At 70.7% G+C, this 15,319-nt stretch carries 13 protein-coding genes; 2 read left to right on the top strand and 11 right to left on the bottom strand.

Going from position 1 to position 15,319, the window contains the following annotated elements; all coding sequences use genetic code 11:
* Positions 1–29 precede the first annotated feature (29 nt).
* Positions 30–1,142 (top strand): mechanosensitive ion channel family protein, encoded by a 1,113-nt coding sequence (locus OHS71_RS30125; protein ID WP_328482469.1) that lies wholly within the window; start codon positions 30–32, stop codon positions 1,140–1,142.
* A gap of 191 nt (positions 1,143–1,333) precedes the next feature.
* On the opposite strand, the gene OHS71_RS30120 is transcribed toward OHS71_RS30125, so the two are convergent.
* The 5 genes from OHS71_RS30120 to OHS71_RS30100 all read right to left on the bottom strand — a co-directional run bounded on the left by OHS71_RS30120 (position 1,334) and on the right by OHS71_RS30100 (position 6,109).
* The gene (locus OHS71_RS30120) at positions 1,334–2,920 is read right to left on the bottom strand and encodes a Na+/H+ antiporter (protein ID WP_328482468.1); all 1,587 of its coding nucleotides are present in this window, start codon (positions 2,918–2,920) and stop codon (positions 1,334–1,336) included.
* Positions 2,921–2,984: 64 nt separating this feature from the next.
* Entirely contained in the window at positions 2,985–3,461 is a 477-nt protein-coding gene (locus tag OHS71_RS30115) for a GNAT family N-acetyltransferase (protein WP_328482467.1), read from the bottom strand.
* A complete protein-coding gene (locus tag OHS71_RS30110) occupies positions 3,458–4,402 on the bottom strand; it encodes an RluA family pseudouridine synthase (RefSeq protein WP_328482466.1) in 945 nt (314 codons plus the stop codon). The genes OHS71_RS30115 and OHS71_RS30110 overlap by 4 nt, the downstream gene beginning before the upstream one ends.
* Before the next feature lie 62 nt (positions 4,403–4,464).
* Positions 4,465–5,061 carry a signal peptidase II gene (lspA, locus tag OHS71_RS30105; RefSeq protein WP_328482465.1) on the bottom strand — a complete coding sequence of 199 codons (597 nt, stop codon included), beginning with the start codon at positions 5,059–5,061 and terminating at the stop codon, positions 4,465–4,467.
* A 67-nt stretch (positions 5,062–5,128) separates the two neighbouring features.
* Positions 5,129–6,109: a TraR/DksA family transcriptional regulator gene (locus OHS71_RS30100; RefSeq protein WP_328482464.1), complete on the bottom strand. Its 981-nt coding sequence runs from the start codon at positions 6,107–6,109 to the stop codon at positions 5,129–5,131.
* A gap of 612 nt (positions 6,110–6,721) precedes the next feature.
* On the opposite strand from OHS71_RS30100, the gene ileS reads away from it, so the two are divergent.
* Positions 6,722–9,868, top strand: a complete 3,147-nt coding sequence (gene ileS / locus OHS71_RS30095; protein WP_328482463.1) for an isoleucine--tRNA ligase — start codon at positions 6,722–6,724, stop codon at positions 9,866–9,868.
* A 253-nt stretch (positions 9,869–10,121) separates the two neighbouring features.
* On the opposite strand, the gene OHS71_RS30090 is transcribed toward ileS, so the two are convergent.
* The 6 genes from OHS71_RS30090 to ftsZ all read right to left on the bottom strand — a co-directional run bounded on the left by OHS71_RS30090 (position 10,122) and on the right by ftsZ (position 15,219).
* A complete protein-coding gene (locus OHS71_RS30090) occupies positions 10,122–11,393 on the bottom strand; it encodes a DivIVA domain-containing protein (protein WP_328482462.1) in 1,272 nt (423 codons plus the stop codon).
* A gap of 52 nt (positions 11,394–11,445) precedes the next feature.
* Entirely contained in the window at positions 11,446–11,730 is a 285-nt protein-coding gene (locus OHS71_RS30085) for a YggT family protein (protein ID WP_020129925.1), read from the bottom strand.
* A 71-nt stretch (positions 11,731–11,801) separates the two neighbouring features.
* Positions 11,802–12,443: a cell division protein SepF gene (gene sepF / locus OHS71_RS30080; RefSeq protein WP_310434648.1), complete on the bottom strand. Its 642-nt coding sequence runs from the start codon at positions 12,441–12,443 to the stop codon at positions 11,802–11,804.
* A gap of 128 nt (positions 12,444–12,571) precedes the next feature.
* Complete coding sequence (locus OHS71_RS30075) at positions 12,572–13,291, bottom strand: YggS family pyridoxal phosphate-dependent enzyme (RefSeq protein ID WP_328482461.1); 720 nt, start codon at positions 13,289–13,291, stop codon at positions 12,572–12,574.
* Between the two features lie 6 nt (positions 13,292–13,297).
* Positions 13,298–14,026, bottom strand: a complete 729-nt coding sequence (gene pgeF / locus OHS71_RS30070) for a peptidoglycan editing factor PgeF (RefSeq protein WP_328482460.1) — start codon at positions 14,024–14,026, stop codon at positions 13,298–13,300.
* Positions 14,023–15,219: a cell division protein FtsZ gene (gene ftsZ, locus OHS71_RS30065; RefSeq protein WP_328482459.1), complete on the bottom strand. Its 1,197-nt coding sequence runs from the start codon at positions 15,217–15,219 to the stop codon at positions 14,023–14,025. The genes pgeF and ftsZ overlap by 4 nt, the downstream gene beginning before the upstream one ends.
* Positions 15,220–15,319: the final 100 nt, after the last annotated feature.

Here is a 15,319-nt window from a genome sequence, read left to right as displayed (position 1 = left end):
GCCCCTGAGACCCGGTTACGTTCGAAGGCATGGAGAACCTGCTCCGCCCCGTGATCGTGGTCGGCGGCTCGGTGGTGCTGACAGTCCTCATCGGCTGGGCCACCGACCGCCTGCTGTGCAAGGCCGACCGACGGCACCCCGAGACCCCGCTGTGGGGTCTGCTGCGCCGTGGCCGCATCCCCTATCAGCTGGTGCTCGGCGTGGCGATGCTGAGAGGGTCCTACGACGCCGCGCAGTTGCTCCAGGACCGCCGGACCGGAATCGGCCAGGCCCTCACCCTGGTGCTCATCGGCTCCACGGCCTGGCTGGTCATCAGGATCGCGGCGGCGATCGTCGAGACGTCGTACTCGCGCTACGCGCGCATGCACCACGATCCGGCCCGGGTCCGGCGGGTGCGGACCCAGGTCACGCTGATCATGCGGGTGGTGTCGGCCGTCGTCGGAGTGGTGGCGGCCGCCTCGATGCTGCTGACGTTCCCGCCCATGCGCGCGGCGGGCGCCTCCCTGCTGGCCTCGGCCGGGATCCTCGGCATCGTCGCCGGTGTGGCCGCCCAGTCGACGCTCAGCAACATGTTCGCCGGCCTCCAGATCGCCTTCGGCGACATGGTGCGCATCGGCGACACGGTCGTGGTGGACGGCGAGTGGGGCACGGTCGAGGAGATCACCCTGACCTTCCTGACCGTACGGACCTGGGACGAGCGGCGGATCACGATGCCGGTCTCGTACTTCACCTCGAAGCCCTTCGAGAACTGGTCGCGCGGCACCCCGCAGATGACCGGGATCGTCTACTGGCACGTCGACCACACCGCGCCCGTGGAACTCATGCGCGAGAAGCTCCGTGACGTCCTGCGCGAGTGCCCGGCCTGGGACGGCCGCGCCTACGGGCTCGACGTGACCGACACCACACCCAACACGATGCAGGTGCGGGCCCTGGTCACGGCGAAGGACGCCGACGACATCTGGACGGTGCGGGTCAGGGTCCGCGAGGAGATGATCCGCTGGCTGTCCAAGGAGCACCCCTACGCGCTCCCGAAGGTCAGCACGACCGACGCGGCGCTGCCCCCGGGCCGTCTGCCCGGCCAGTCCGCCTCGCCGGAGGGCACGGCCCACCGCGCCCACGAGGCACCACGCACGGTCCGCTGACCCGCCCCTTCCCCCTGCGTGCCCACGCGGCCCGGACGACCTGCTTCGCTGCGCCGGCCGGTCTCCCCGGGCGCCGGGCACGTCACCTTCGGCTGCCGGGTTCCCCGGGGTGAGGAGCCATGGGGCCCGTGCGGCCCGGGCCCTCGTCGGGGGCGCCCGACGGGGCGGGCCGGACGGCGGGTCCGCCCGCCTCACCGCAGGCTGCGCACGTCCAGATGCCGCAGCACCCGGTCCACGATCCCCGGGTCGGCGCCCGGCTCGCTGCGCGCCGCGACCACCTCGTGCCGTGCCGCGCTCAGCATCTCCCCCTGGATCCGCCGGACCCGCTTCAGCCTGCGCACCCGCTGGTCGTGCCCCTCCCGCCGTTCGTCCTCCCCGACCTCCGGGCTGATGCGCAGGCCGATGTCGAAGGCCCGCCGCAGCATCTGCTCGGACAGCTCCTCCGGCAGGTCCTCCTCGGTCTCGATCTCCTTCAGCCGCTGCTTGGCCGCCTTCGCGGCCCGCACGGCCAGCTCCTTCTCGAACGCCTTCTCGCGGTCGGTGTCCGACTGCACGCCGAGCCGCTTCACCAGCCAGGGCAGGGTCAGTCCCTGAAGGACCAGCGTCGCCATGATCACACCGAACGCGATGAAGATGATCTCGTCACGGTCGGGGAACGGCCCCCCGTCCTCGGTCTTCAGCGGCACGGCCAGCGCCAGCGCCACCGAGGCCACCCCGCGCATCCCGGACCACCACATGACGAGGGTCTCCCGCCAGTTGGTCGGGATGTCCTCGAGGTGGTCCTTCCTGGCGTGCAGCCGCTGGGTCAGCCAGGTCGCCGGCAGCAGCCACAGCAGCCGTACGACGACGACCACGGCCACGATCACCGCGGCCCACCCCAGCATCTCGCCCCACCTCCCGGACGCCGTGCGGATGGCGTTGTGCAGCTCCAGGCCGATCAGCCCGAACGCGACTCCGGTCACCAGCGTGTCGATGATGTCCCAGAAGGTGTGGCCGGCCAGCCGGGTCAGCACGTCGTCGGGGTCGGTGGCGTACTCGGCGAGGAACAGCGCGGTGGTCAGCACGGCCAGCACCCCGGACCCGTGGAACTCCTCCGCCAGCACGTACGAGGCGTACGGCACCAGGAGCGTCAGGCCGATCTGGAGCGTCGTGTCCCCGAGGACGTCCAGCAGCCGGTTCGTGCCCCAGCCGAGCGCCACACCCACCGCGACCGCGACCACCGCGGACAGCACCAGGTCGAGAGCGGCCTTCCACGGCGAGAACGACCCGCTCACGGCCGCGGCGATCGCGACGTGGTAGAGCACGATGGCCGTCACGTCGTTGAACAGGCCCTCGCCCTCCAGGATGGACACCAGCCGGCGGGGCAGACCGAGCTGCCCGGCCACGGCGGTGGCGGCCACCGGGTCGGGCGGCGCGACCAGCGCGCCCAGCGCGACGGCCGCCGCGATCGGCAGGCCGGGCACGATGGCGTGGGCCACGGCGGCCACGCACACCATCGTGACGAACACCAGCGCCACGGCCAGCAGGAAGATCGGCCGCACGTTCGCCGCGAACTGCCGCCAGGAGGTCCGCCGCACCGCCGCGTACAGCAACGGAGGCAGCAGCAGAGGCAGGATCAGCTCCGGCGGGACCTCCACGTTGGGCACGAAGTCGAGCACCGCGAGGACTATCCCCAGCAGGGTCATGAGCACCGGCGCGGGCAGTCCGAACCGGTCGCCGACCGGGACACTCACCACGGCCCCGAGCAAGAGGACGAACAACAGGGCCAACTGGTCCACGGTCAGCTCCGGGTCTAGACGATCAAGAACATCCGGACCCCCAGCGTCGCACGCTCACCGTCGGCTACAGCGAACGCCGCATGGACCGGTGCGGAATGCCCGCCTCCAGGTCCTCCGGCCCGTAGGCCGTGTACCCCAGCCGTTCGTAGAAACCCAGCGCCTGCGTCTGCGCGTGCAGATCGACGGCCGCGAGCCCACGCGCGCGTGCCGCCTCCTCGACGGCCCGCACCAACGCGACCCCGAGCCCCAGCCCGCGCGCCTCGCGCGTCACCGCGAGCCGCCCGAGCGAGCCCACCGACAGATCGCCGCCGGTCCTGCTCGCGGCAGCCTCTCCGTACAGCAGCCGCCCGGCGCCGAGCGGCAGCCCGTCGTCGTCCCGGACCGCGAGCACATGGACGGCGACAGCGTCGAACTCGTCGTACTCCAGGTCCTCGGGCACGCCCTGCTCGCCGACGAAGACCTCCTTGCGCACCGCGAAGCACGCCTCGCGGTCGGCCGGGTCCTCGGCGACCCGCACCGTGTACCCGCGCGGGCCGCTCATCCGTAGGTCTCCTCGCGGACCCGCTCCAGCGCCTTGCTCAGGTCCTCGGGATAGTCGCTGGCGAACTCCGCCCACTGCCCGTCCCCGGGGTGCTCGAAGCCCAGCCGTACGGCGTGCAGCCACTGCCGGGTGAGGTGCAGGCGCTTGGCGAGCGTCGGGTCGGCGCCGTACGTGAGGTCTCCCACGCAGGGGTGGCGGTGCGCGGCCATGTGCACACGGATCTGGTGCGTACGGCCCGTCTCCAGCTTCACGTCCAGCAGGGAGGCCGCGCGGAAGGCCTCGATCAGGTCGTAGTGCGTGACGGACGGCTTGCCCTCGGCCGTGACCGCCCACTTGTAGTCGTGCTGGGGGTGCCGGCCGATGGGCGCGTCGATCGTGCCGCTGGTGGGGTCCGGGTGGCCCTGGACGAGCGTGTGGTAACGCTTGTCGACCGTGCGCTCCTTGAACTGGCGCTTCAGCGACGTGTACGCCCGCTCCGACTTGGCGACCACCATCAGCCCCGAGGTGCCGACGTCGAGGCGGTGCACGATGCCCTGGCGCTCGGCGGCGCCCGACGTGGAGATGCGGTAGCCGGCCGCGGCGAGCCCGCCGATGACGGTCGGCCCGCTCCAGCCGGGCGACGGGTGCGCGGCCACGCCGACCGGCTTGACGATCACGACCACGTCGTCGTCGTCGTGCACGATCTCCATGCCCTCGACCGGCTCGGCGACGATCTGCACGGGCGCCGGGGCCTGCGGCATCTCGACCTCCATCCAGGCCCCGCCGATCACCCGCTCGGATTTGCCGACCACCGAGCCGTCGACCGTGACCTTCCCCGCCGCGGCCAGCTCGGCGGCCTTCGTACGGGAGAAGCCGAACATGCGGGAGATGGCGGCGTCGACGCGCTCGCCCTCCAGGCCGTCCGGCACGGGCAGGGTACGGATCTCGGGAATCGTGCTCACCCGTCGAGTATGCCGGACGACTCCCGTACCGCCGTACGGGCCTGTGGACAACCGCCGGGCGGTCAGTCCTTGTGGACGGTCCCGTCCGGGTCCAGCCCCTTGAAGGAGAGCAGCACGATCAGGATGCCGCCGCAGACGATCGCCGAGTCGGCCAGGTTGAAGACCGCGAAGTGCTTCGGCGCGATGAAGTCCACGACCGCGCCCTCGAAGACGCCCGGCGCGCGGAAGATCCGGTCGGTGAGGTTGCCCAGCGCACCGCCGAGCAGCAGCCCGAGGGCGATCGCCCAGGGCAGGCTGTGGAGCTTGCGGGCGAGCCGGGCGATCACCACGATCACGGCCGTCGCGATCACCGTGAAGATGATCGTGAAGGCCTCGCCGAAGCCGAAGGCCGCGCCCGCGTTGCGAATGGCCTCGAACCGCAGCCAGTCGCCGATGATCTCGATCGGCGCGTGATGCTCCAGCTTGGCGACCACGATCATCTTGCTGACCAGGTCGAGTGCGTACGCGAACGTGGCGACGGCGAAGAGCACGGCGATCCGGCGCTTGCCCCTGGGCCGCGCCTCGGTGCTCTCCTGGCCGCCCGGGCCGGACGACTGCTCCGGCTCGGATTCCGCCTCTGGGGTGTCCGGCGTACCGATGACGCGCTCCGCCTCTGCCACGTGAGTCCCTCAACCTAGGTACCTGACTGAGGACGAGGGTACGGCACACCCCCCGGCAGCCAGGTGATCAGTACCGGCGCTCCTGCTTCTGCTTGCACTCGACGCACAGCGTGGCCCTCGGGAAGGCCTGCATCCGGGCCTTGCCGATGGCCTGGCCGCAGTTCTCGCACAGGCCGTACGTCCCGGCATCCAGCCGCTCCAGGGCGTGCTCGGTCTGGATCAGCATCTCGCGCGCGTTGGCTGCCAGCGCCAGTTCGTGCTCACGGGTGATGTTCTTCGTCCCGGTGTCCGCCTGGTCGTCGCCTGCGCCGTCCCCGGAGTCCCGCATCAGTCCCGTCAGGGCCGCCTCGGACGAGGCCAGCTCCGCGCGCAGCCGCGTCTGCTCGGACTCGAGCTCGGCGCGGGCCTCCTCGGCCTCTTCCGGCGTCCACGGATCCTCGCCGGGGCGCACCGCGAGCTCGCCCGGCTCCGCCGCGGCGAGGCGTGCCTTCGGAACGGCGGTCTTCGCCGCTGTGGCCGTACCCGGAGTCTTCTTCGCAACCACAGTCGTGGCTCCCGTCTGCTCCGCGGCCGAGGCCGCGCCCACCTTCTTGGCCGTGCTCTTACTGCCCGCACTCGTCCCGGTCACGCCTTCGGCGCCGACGATCTTCTCGCCCCCCGGCTTCCTGCCGGTCGCCTTCCTGGCGGTCGCCGTCCTCGCCGAGGCCGCCTTCTTACCGGCCGCCTTCCTGGCGGCCGGCTTCTCCGCGGCCGGCTTCTCCGCGGCCGGCTTCTTCGCCGCGCTCTTCTTCGCGGCGCCCTTCTTCGCAGCGGACGCGGTTTCGGCCGGTCCGTCCTTCCCGACCCGGCCGGCCGTCTCCTCGGCCTCATCCCCAGGTCTTCGGGCCGCCGCCTGCTCGGCCGCGTCCTCGCCGGCCGCCTTCTTCGTGACCCCGGCGGCAGCGGACCGCACCGTGCTCACGGCCCGGACGTCCTTGGCCGCACCGCCCGAGGCACTCGTGGACCTGCCGGACGCCGACTGCTGTACGGCGGTCTTCTTCGCCACCATGGCCGCGGCCCCTTCACATATTGTGATCTTGCACGCGAATCGTGCTGGGACGATAAATCGACTCCGAGCCCGCGGCAACGGGACGCACCGCCCGATTCGCCCGCCTCGCGCACGCCACGCGGAAAGCCTGCATCCGTTGTGCCCAGCTCCCCGCCGGGTAATCCGCCGATCCGGGCATCCCGCGATCCGAACGAGCGAACCCTCCCATACAGCCACCATTCGGGTCATCCGCGACCGGCCCCCGCCGCGCTCCCTGCGCCCCCGATAACCGGTCGGCCGCCGTCGTCGTGGAGCCGTACACTGGGCGCAGCGAAAAGCATGGATGGGGACGAGTAGCGGCGTACGCAGCCCAGAGCGACCCGGGGACGGTGGGAGCCCGGGGGCGAGCGCGACGCGAAGATCACCCCGGAGCCGCCGGAAGAAAGCCGCAGCCGTCAGGCGGGGGCCAGTAGAACCGGCATCGCGACCCCAATGAGGGGGCTCACCGGCGCACAGGGCGCACCGGAGGGCCAAGGAGGGTGGTACCGCGGGAGCGCGCCGCAGACGGCGTACACAGGCAAGACGGCTCTCGTCCCTCCGACGGAAGGCAGTATGTCCGCCGGAGGAAGCTCGTTGAACACGCAGCCGCAGTACCGTCAGGTGCCCGCCCAGGTCGACCTGCCCGCCCTCGAGCACGCGGTGCTCGACTTCTGGCGCGAGCAGAAGATCTTCGCCAAGAGCCTGGACCAGTCCGAGGGCCGCCCCGAGTGGGTGTTCTACGAGGGCCCGCCCACCGCCAACGGCATGCCGGGCGCCCACCACATCGAGGCGCGCGTCTTCAAGGACGTCTTCCCCCGCTTCCGCACGATGCGCGGCTACCACGTGGCCCGCAAGGCCGGCTGGGACTGCCATGGCCTCCCGGTGGAGCTGGCGGTCGAGAAGGAGCTCGGCTTCTCCGGCAAGCAGGACATCGAGGCTTACGGTGTCGCCGCCTTCAACGACAGGTGCCGCGAGTCCGTGCTCCGCCACACCGACGCCTTCTCCGAGCTGACGACCCGCATGGGCTACTGGGTCGACCTCGACGACGCCTACGTCACGATGGACCCCGAGTACATCGAGTCGGTCTGGTGGTCGCTGAAGGAGATCTTCAACAAGGGCCTGCTGGTCCAGGACCACCGCGTCGCCCCCTGGTGCCCCCGGTGCGGCACGGGCCTCTCCGACCACGAGCTGGCCCAGGGCTACGAGACGGTCGTCGACCCGTCCGTGTACGTCCGTTTCCCGCTCACCTCCGGTCCGCTCGCCGGCGAGGCCGCCCTTCTCGTCTGGACGACGACCCCCTGGACACTGGTCTCCAACACGGCCGTGGCCGCACACCCCGAGGTCTCCTACGTCGTCGCGACCGACGGCGAGGAGAAGCTCGTCGTCGCCGAGCCGCTGCTCGCCAAGGCGCTCGGCGAAGGCTGGGAGACCACCGGCCAGACCTTCACCGGCGCCGAGATGGAGCGCTGGACCTATCAACGTCCGTTCGACCTCGTGGAGTTCCCGGCGCCGGCGCACTACGTCGTCAACGCCGAGTACGTCACCACAGAGGACGGCACGGGTCTGGTCCACCAGTCCCCCGCCTTCGGTGAGGACGACCTCAAGGTCTGCCGCGCGTACGGCCTGCCGGTCGTGAACCCGGTCCGCCCCGACGGCACCTTCGAGGAGTCCGTCCCGATGGTCGGCGGCGTCTTCTTCAAGAAGGCGGACGAAAAGCTCACCGATGACCTCCAGCAGCGCGGTCTCCTCTACAAGCACATCCCGTACGAGCACAGCTATCCGCACTGCTGGCGCTGCCACACCGCGCTGCTCTACTACGCGCAGCCGTCCTGGTACATCCGCACCACGGCCGTCAAGGACCGCCTCCTCCAGGAGAACGAGAAGACCAACTGGTTCCCGGAGACGGTCAAGAACGGCCGCTTCGGCGACTGGCTGAACAACAACATCGACTGGGCGCTCTCCCGCAGCCGCTACTGGGGCACCCCGCTCCCGATCTGGCGCTGCACCGACGACCACCTCACGGTCGTCGGGTCCCGCGCGGAGCTCAGCGAGCTCACCGGTGCCGACCAGTCCGGGCTGGACCCGCACCGCCCGTACATCGACGCCGTCACCTTCGCGTGCCCGCAGGACGACTGCGGACAGACGGCCACGCGCGTGCCGGAGGTCATCGACGCCTGGTACGACTCGGGTTCGATGCCGTTCGCGCAGTGGGGCTACCCGTACAAGAACAAGGACCTCTTCGAGTCCCGCTACCCGGCGCAGTTCATCAGCGAGGCCATCGACCAGACGCGCGGCTGGTTCTACACGCTGATGGCCGTCGGCACGCTGGTCTTCGACAAGTCGTCGTACGAGAACGTCGTCTGCCTCGGCCACATCCTCGCCGAGGACGGCCGCAAGATGTCCAAGCACCTGGGCAACACCCTGGAACCGATCCCGCTGATGGACCGGCACGGCGCGGACGCGGTGCGCTGGTTCATGGCGGCCGGCGGTTCCCCGTGGGCGGCCCGCCGGGTGGGCCACGGAACCATCCAGGAGGTCGTCCGCAAGACCCTCCTGACGTACTGGAACACGGTCGCCTTCCAGGCGCTGTACGCGCGTACGTCGAACTGGGCGCCGAGCGGGGCCGACCCGGCCCCCGCGGACCGCCCGGTCCTGGACCGCTGGCTGCTCTCCGAACTCCACGCGCTCACCGACCAGGTGACGCAGGCTCTGGAGGCCTACGACACGCAGCGCGCGGGCAAGCTGCTCTCCGCGTTCGTCGACGATCTGTCCAACTGGTACGTACGCCGTTCCCGCCGCCGCTTCTGGCAGGGCGACAAGGCCGCGCTGCGCACCCTGCACGAGGTCGTCGAGACGGTCACGAAGCTGATGGCCCCGCTGACGCCGTTCATCACCGAGCGGGTCTGGCAGGACCTCATCGTGCCCGTCACCCCGGGCGCCCCGGAGTCCGTGCACCTGTCCTCCTGGCCCGAGGCCGACCTCTCCGCCATCGACCCCGAGCTGTCGAAGCAGATGGCCTTGGTCCGCCGCCTGGTGGAGCTGGGGCGCGCCACGCGCGCGGAGTCGGGCGTCAAGACGCGCCAGCCCCTCAAGCGCGCCCTGATCGCCGCAGGCGGCTTCGACACCCTCGACCGCGAGCTGCACGCGCAGATCACGGAGGAGCTCAACGTCGAGTCGCTGGCGTCCCTCTCGGAGGTCGGCGGCAGCCTGGTCGACACGACCGCCAAGGCCAACTTCCGCGCCCTGGGCAAGCGGTTCGGCAAGCGCGTCCAGGACGTGGCGAAGGCCGTCGCGAACGCCGACGCGGCCGCGCTCTCCCTCGCCCTGCGCGAGGGTACGGCGTCGGTGGAGATCGACGGCGAGACGGTCACCCTGGCGCCCGACGAGGTCATCATCACGGAGACCCCGCGCGAGGGCTGGTCGGTCGCCTCCGACTCCGGCGCGACGGTCGCCCTCGACCTGGAGATCACCGAGGAGCTGCGCCGTGCGGGCCTGGCCCGGGACGCGATCCGGCTGATCCAGGAGGCCCGCAAGAACAGCGGCCTCGACGTCGCCGACCGCATCGCGCTCCGCTGGACCGCGACCGACCCGGCCACCGTGGACGCCCTGTCAGGCCACGCCGGCCTCATCGCCGACGAGGTCCTCGCCACGGACTTCGCCCGGGGTGAGGCGGACGACACGTTCGGCGCCCCGTTCACGGACGACGGTCTGACGCTGACCTTCCGCCTGCGCAAGGCGTGACGCGAGGCACAGTGACGAGGGCCCGGTTCCCCGAAGGGGGTGCCGGGCCCTCCCTCATGTCCGGCCGGTCCCCACGGGTCCGGCGGGCGGGTCCACAGCGGGCTCACGCCGAGGAAAGGGCCTCGAAGACGCGCGTAGGAGGCGTCCGTCGCCCTGATCGCTGTCAACACGCGTAAAAAGGGCGGGACCCCGGATCGTGATCCGGGGTCCCGCCCTTTGAACGCTGCCGACGCCTAAGGCGTACTACTGGCCGTCAGTTGTCATCCTCGTCGATGAGGAAGCCACGCATCGGCGAGGGGGCCTGGCCCATCGGCGACGGGCCCTGCGGCCGCACCGGCGCCATCGGCTGGGTCATCGCCGGGGACATCTGCTGCTGACCGCCGTAGGACGGAGCGGCCTGACCGGGAGCCCCCATGCCGGGGTTGCCGTAGGACGGGGCACCGGCACCGGCCGGAGCCATCGAAGGCGCCGGGGACGGCGGCAGGGAGGCGGTGGCCGGCGTGCGCGGCGGGGCGAGGGAGTCGTCGGCCTGGGTCTCCAGCTGGCGCAGCTGGGACTCGAGGTACGACTTCAGCCGCGTCCGGTACTCGCGCTCGAAGCCACGCAGGTCCTCGACCTTGCGCTCCAGCGTGGCGCGGGCGGACTCCAGGGAGCCCATCGCGACGCGGTGCTTCTCCTGCGCGTCCCGCTCCAGGGCGTCGGCCTTGGCACGGGCGTCGCGCTCGAGACCCTCGGCGCGGCTGCGGGCCTCACCGACGATCTTGTTGGCCTCGGAACGGGCCTCGGCGATCGCCTGGTCGGCGGTCTGCTGGGCCAGCGAGAGGACACGGGCGGCGCTGTCGCCACCGGGGCCCTGACCGGGGCCGCCCATCGGACCGCCCATGGGGCCGCCCATCGGACCGCCCATCTGCTGCTGCATGGGGTTCTGGCCCATGGGGCCCTGGCCCATCGGTCCCTGGCCCATGGGGCCTTGACCCATCGGTCCCTGGCCCATGGGGCCCTGGCCCATCGGACCCTGGCCCATAGGACCCTGGCCCATCGGACCCTGACCCTGCGGACCACCCTGGCCGCCACCGGGACCGGCAGGCAGCTGCGGCGCACCGCTCGGCAGCTGGGGCGGGCCACCCATGGGGCCACCCATCTGCTGCTGCGGCGGGCCCGATATGCCGGCGGGCACCGGGCCACCCGGGCCTCGCATGCCCTGCTGCGGCATACCCTGCGGAGGCATCCCCTGCTGGGGCATGCCCTGCTGCTGCATACCGCCCTGCTGCATGCCGCCCTGCTGGGGCATGCCACCCTGCTGCTGGTCCTGTTCCGGCGGTTTGCGCATGTTCTGCTGGTTCTGGGCAGCAGCGCGCGTGGCGGCGGCCAGCTTGGCGCGCAGGTCTTCGTTCTCACGAAGCAGGCGGGTCAGTTCGGCTTCGACCTCATCGAGGAAGGCATCGACCTCGTCCTCGTCATAGCCTTCTCGGAGGCGGACGGTCGTGAACTGCTTGTTCCGCACGTCCTCGGGGGTCAACGGCATCTCTTCACCTCAACGTAGTCGTCGGCATCGGCAAGACGGTAGTTCACATCGCTCACAGCCGGCTCACGATCGAGATCAGGATGTAGACGATGATCATCAGTACGAAGAAGGACAGGTCGAGCGCCACGCCCCCGAGACGCAACGGCGGGATGACCCGCCGCAGAAGCTTGAGCGGTGGATCGGTGACAGTGTAGGTGGCCTCCAGAACGACCACCATCGCCTTGCCGGGCTGCCATGAGCGGGCGAACTGGAACACGTAGTCCATGACCAACCGGAAGATGAGCACGATGAGGAAGACCATCAGCGCGATGTAGACGACATCCAGGACCACGCTCATGTTCGGTGCTTCCCTCTCCCCTGTTCCGTGCCGCTCTGTACTGCTCTGTACTGCTTTTCCGGTCTTGCGTCTCAGCTCTGGTTGAAGAACCCGCCCTCTGCGATGCGGGCCTTGTCCTCCGCCGTGACATCGACGTTAGCAGGCGACAACAGGAACACCTTCTGCGTCACCCGCTCGATGCTGCCGTGAAGACCAAACACCAAACCGGCCGCAAAGTCGACAAGTCGCTTCGCGTCCGTGTCGTCCATCTCCGTCAGATTCATGATCACCGGGGTGCCCTCACGGAAGTGTTCCCCGATGGTACGGGCCTCGTTGTAGGTCCGGGGGTGAAGCGTGGTGATCCGGTACGGCTCTCGTTCCGACACGACCTTGGGCATGATCACCGGTGCGTTCTTCTCCAGGGACTGACGTTCTTGTGTGATGGATGCCACGGGCGCGATGCGCGCCGGACGCCCGGATTCCGCGCCTGGCGAAGCGGATCGCGCCACCGGCTCGCGCTGGGCGGGAGGCTGCACGATTCGCACCTCTTCGTCCCTTTGGGACTGATGTGCTCCGTGCGACTGGTGGGACGGCTCGTGCCGCCGGTGATCCCGCTCGGGTTCCGGGTCGAGCTCGGGTTCGAAGTCGTCGTCGGGGTCGAATCCCCGGCCGTCGTACCCATCGTCCTCCACGAGGCCGAGGTAGACCGCCATCTTGCGCATCGCGCCGGCCATTCTCTGAGTCCTCCGCTCTGTGGTGGATCGACTTTCGACTGCCAAGTCCCGCGATCCACGTGGCCCTTGTGTCCGCCTTTCGGCGGTAATGACCATATTTTCTGCTGTGGTCCGACTTCCTGGCGACGTTACCCGAGCCTGGGGCGGACTCCGAGTACCGCGGTGCCGACGCGTACATGTGTCGCTCCGGCCGCCACGGCCTCCTCGAGGTCCGCACTCATCCCTGCCGACACCATGTTCGCAGCAGGATGGCTTCGGCGCAGGTCAGTCGACAAATCCATCAACCGCCCGAAGGCCTCCCGTTGGCGCCCGGCGTACTCACCGGTCAGGGGTGCGACGGTCATCAGTCCGTCAAGCCGCAGCCCCGGTGAGCCGGCGACCAGAGTGGCCAACTCCCCGACACCGCCCGGGGCGACACCGCCCCGCTCACCCCGCTCGCTCGCCCCTGCGTCCAGGGCGACCTGGAGGAGGCAGCCCACCTCGCGCCCGGCCCGCACGGCCTCCTTCGACAGGGCCGTCACCAGCCTGGCCCGGTCGACGGACTGCACCACATCCGCGTAACCGACCACGGAGCGCACCTTGTTGGTCTGCAACTGGCCCACGAAGTGCCAGCGCAGGGGCAGCGCGGCACACTCGGCGGCCTTCGGCGCCGCGTCCTGGTCCTTGTTCTCGGCGACATGGCGCACGCCGAGGTCGGACAGGATCCGCACATCGCTCGCCGGGTAGGTCTTGGTGACCACGATCAGGGTCACCTCGTCCCGCGCGCGGCCGGCTGCGGCGCAGGCGGCCGCGATGCGCTCCTCCACTTTCGCCAGGTTTGCGGCGAGTTCGTCCTTACGGTCCGTCATGCCCCATCAGTCCAACCAGACATATCCCGCGAGTCGCCCCGTGGAGCGATCGCGGCGATACGAGAAGTGATCCTTCGACTCCCGTGTGCACACGGGCGACCGCTCCCGGTCGTGCACTCCGAGCCGGTCGAGCTGGGCGTGCACTCCGGCGGTCACGTCGACCGCGGGAGTCCCCCAGCTCGTCTCGGCGTGCGCGGCCGGCTCGACTGCGGCCACCTCGGCGCGCATCGCCTCCGGCACCTCGTAGCACCGCCCGCACACGGCGGGGCCGGTGCGGGCGACGATCCGGGAGGGGTCCGCGCCGAGCGACCGCATCGCGTCGACCGCGGCAGGCACGATGCCCTTGACCATGCCGGGCCGCCCGGCGTGCGCGGCCGCGACCACCCCGGCGACGGGGTCGGCGAGCAGCACCGGCACGCAGTCCGCCGTCAGCACGGCGAGGGCGAGTCCACGGGCAGCGGTCACCAGGGCGTCGACCGGCGGGGTCAGCGGGGTGGTCCACGGTCCTTCGACCTCGGCGACATCATTGCCGTGCACCTGGTTCATCCAGACCACCCGGCCGGGATCGGCTCCCAGCGACTTGGCGGCCAGCTCCCGGTTGGTGCGCACGGCCTCGGGGTCGTCGCCGACCGCTCCGCCGAGGTTGAGCTCCTCATACGGAGCGGCGCTCACCCCGCCCCACCGGTCGGTGAAGGCGAAGTGCGCGCCGCTCACGCTCTCGCGCTGTCCTATCACTTCAGGAAGTCCGGCACGTCCAGCTCCTCGGCGGCGCTGTCCGAGTAGGACCGCGACGGCGGCACCGGCGGGGAGGACGGGAGGTCCGCCACCGGCTCGGGGGCCGGCGCCGGCTCCTCCTTCGGGGTCACGCTGCCGAGCGAGCCGAAGGACGGACGGCTCTCGGACTGCCGTACCGGGGTGGGCTCGTCGCGGCGGGCCGTGGACGAAGACGACCCCATGACGGTCTCCCGGCGGGCCGGGGGCTGCCCCCCGTCGAAGCCCGCCGCGATGACGGTGACCCGGACTTCGTCGCCCAGGGCGTCGTCGATGACCGCGCCGAAGATGATGTTGGCCTCGGGGTGCGCGGCCTCGCTGACCAGCTGGGCGGCCTCGTTGATCTCGAACAGGCCGAGGTCGGAGCCGCCGGAGATGGAGAGCAGGACGCCCCGGGCACCGTCGATGGAGGCCTCGAGGAGCGGCGAGGAGATCGCCATCTCGGCGGCGGCCACCGCGCGGTCGTCGCCCCGGGCCGAACCGATGCCCATGAGGGCCGAACCGGCCTCGGACATGACCGACTTGACGTCGGCGAAGTCCAGGTTGATCAGACCGGGGGTGGTGATGAGGTCGGTGATGCCCTGGACACCGGAGAGCAGGACCTGGTCGGCCGACTTGAAGGCGTCGAGGACCGAGACCTGGCGGTCCGAGATGGACAGCAGCCGGTCGTTGGGGATGACGATGAGGGTGTCGACCTCTTCGCGGAGTTCGGCGATGCCGTCCTCCGCCTGGTTGGCGCGGCGCCGGCCCTCGAAGGTGAAGGGGCGGGTGACCACGCCGATGGTGAGGGCGCCGAGGTTGCGCGCGATGTTGGCCACGACGGGCGCGCCGCCGGTGCCGGTGCCGCCGCCCTCTCCGGCCGTCACGAAGACCATGTCGGCCCCCTTGAGGACCTCCTCGATCTCCTCGCGGTGGTCCTCGGCGGCCTTGCGGCCCACGGCCGGGTTGGCGCCGGCGCCGAGTCCGCGCGTGAGTTCACGGCCGACGTCGAGCTTGACGTCGGCGTCGCTCATCAACAGCGCCTGCGCGTCGGTGTTGATGGCGATGAACTCGACGCCCTTGAGACCGACCTCGATCATCCGGTTGATGGCATTGACACCACCGCCGCCGACACCGATGACTTTGATGACTGCGAGGTAGTTCTGCGGTGCTGCCACGTCGAAGGCCTCTCGCCTCGAGTTACGTGTCGTCGCCTCACAGGTGATGCGATCCGACGACTGATGCCGAATGGGGCGGTCCGTTTCGCCGACCCGAACC

It is taken from the genome of Streptomyces sp. NBC_00377 (assembly GCF_036075115.1).
In the GTDB taxonomy this organism is placed as follows: Bacteria; Actinomycetota; Actinomycetes; order Streptomycetales; family Streptomycetaceae; genus Streptomyces.
The sequence above is the reverse complement of the archived record's forward strand: the minus strand, read 5'-3'. Positions and strand labels throughout refer to the sequence as shown.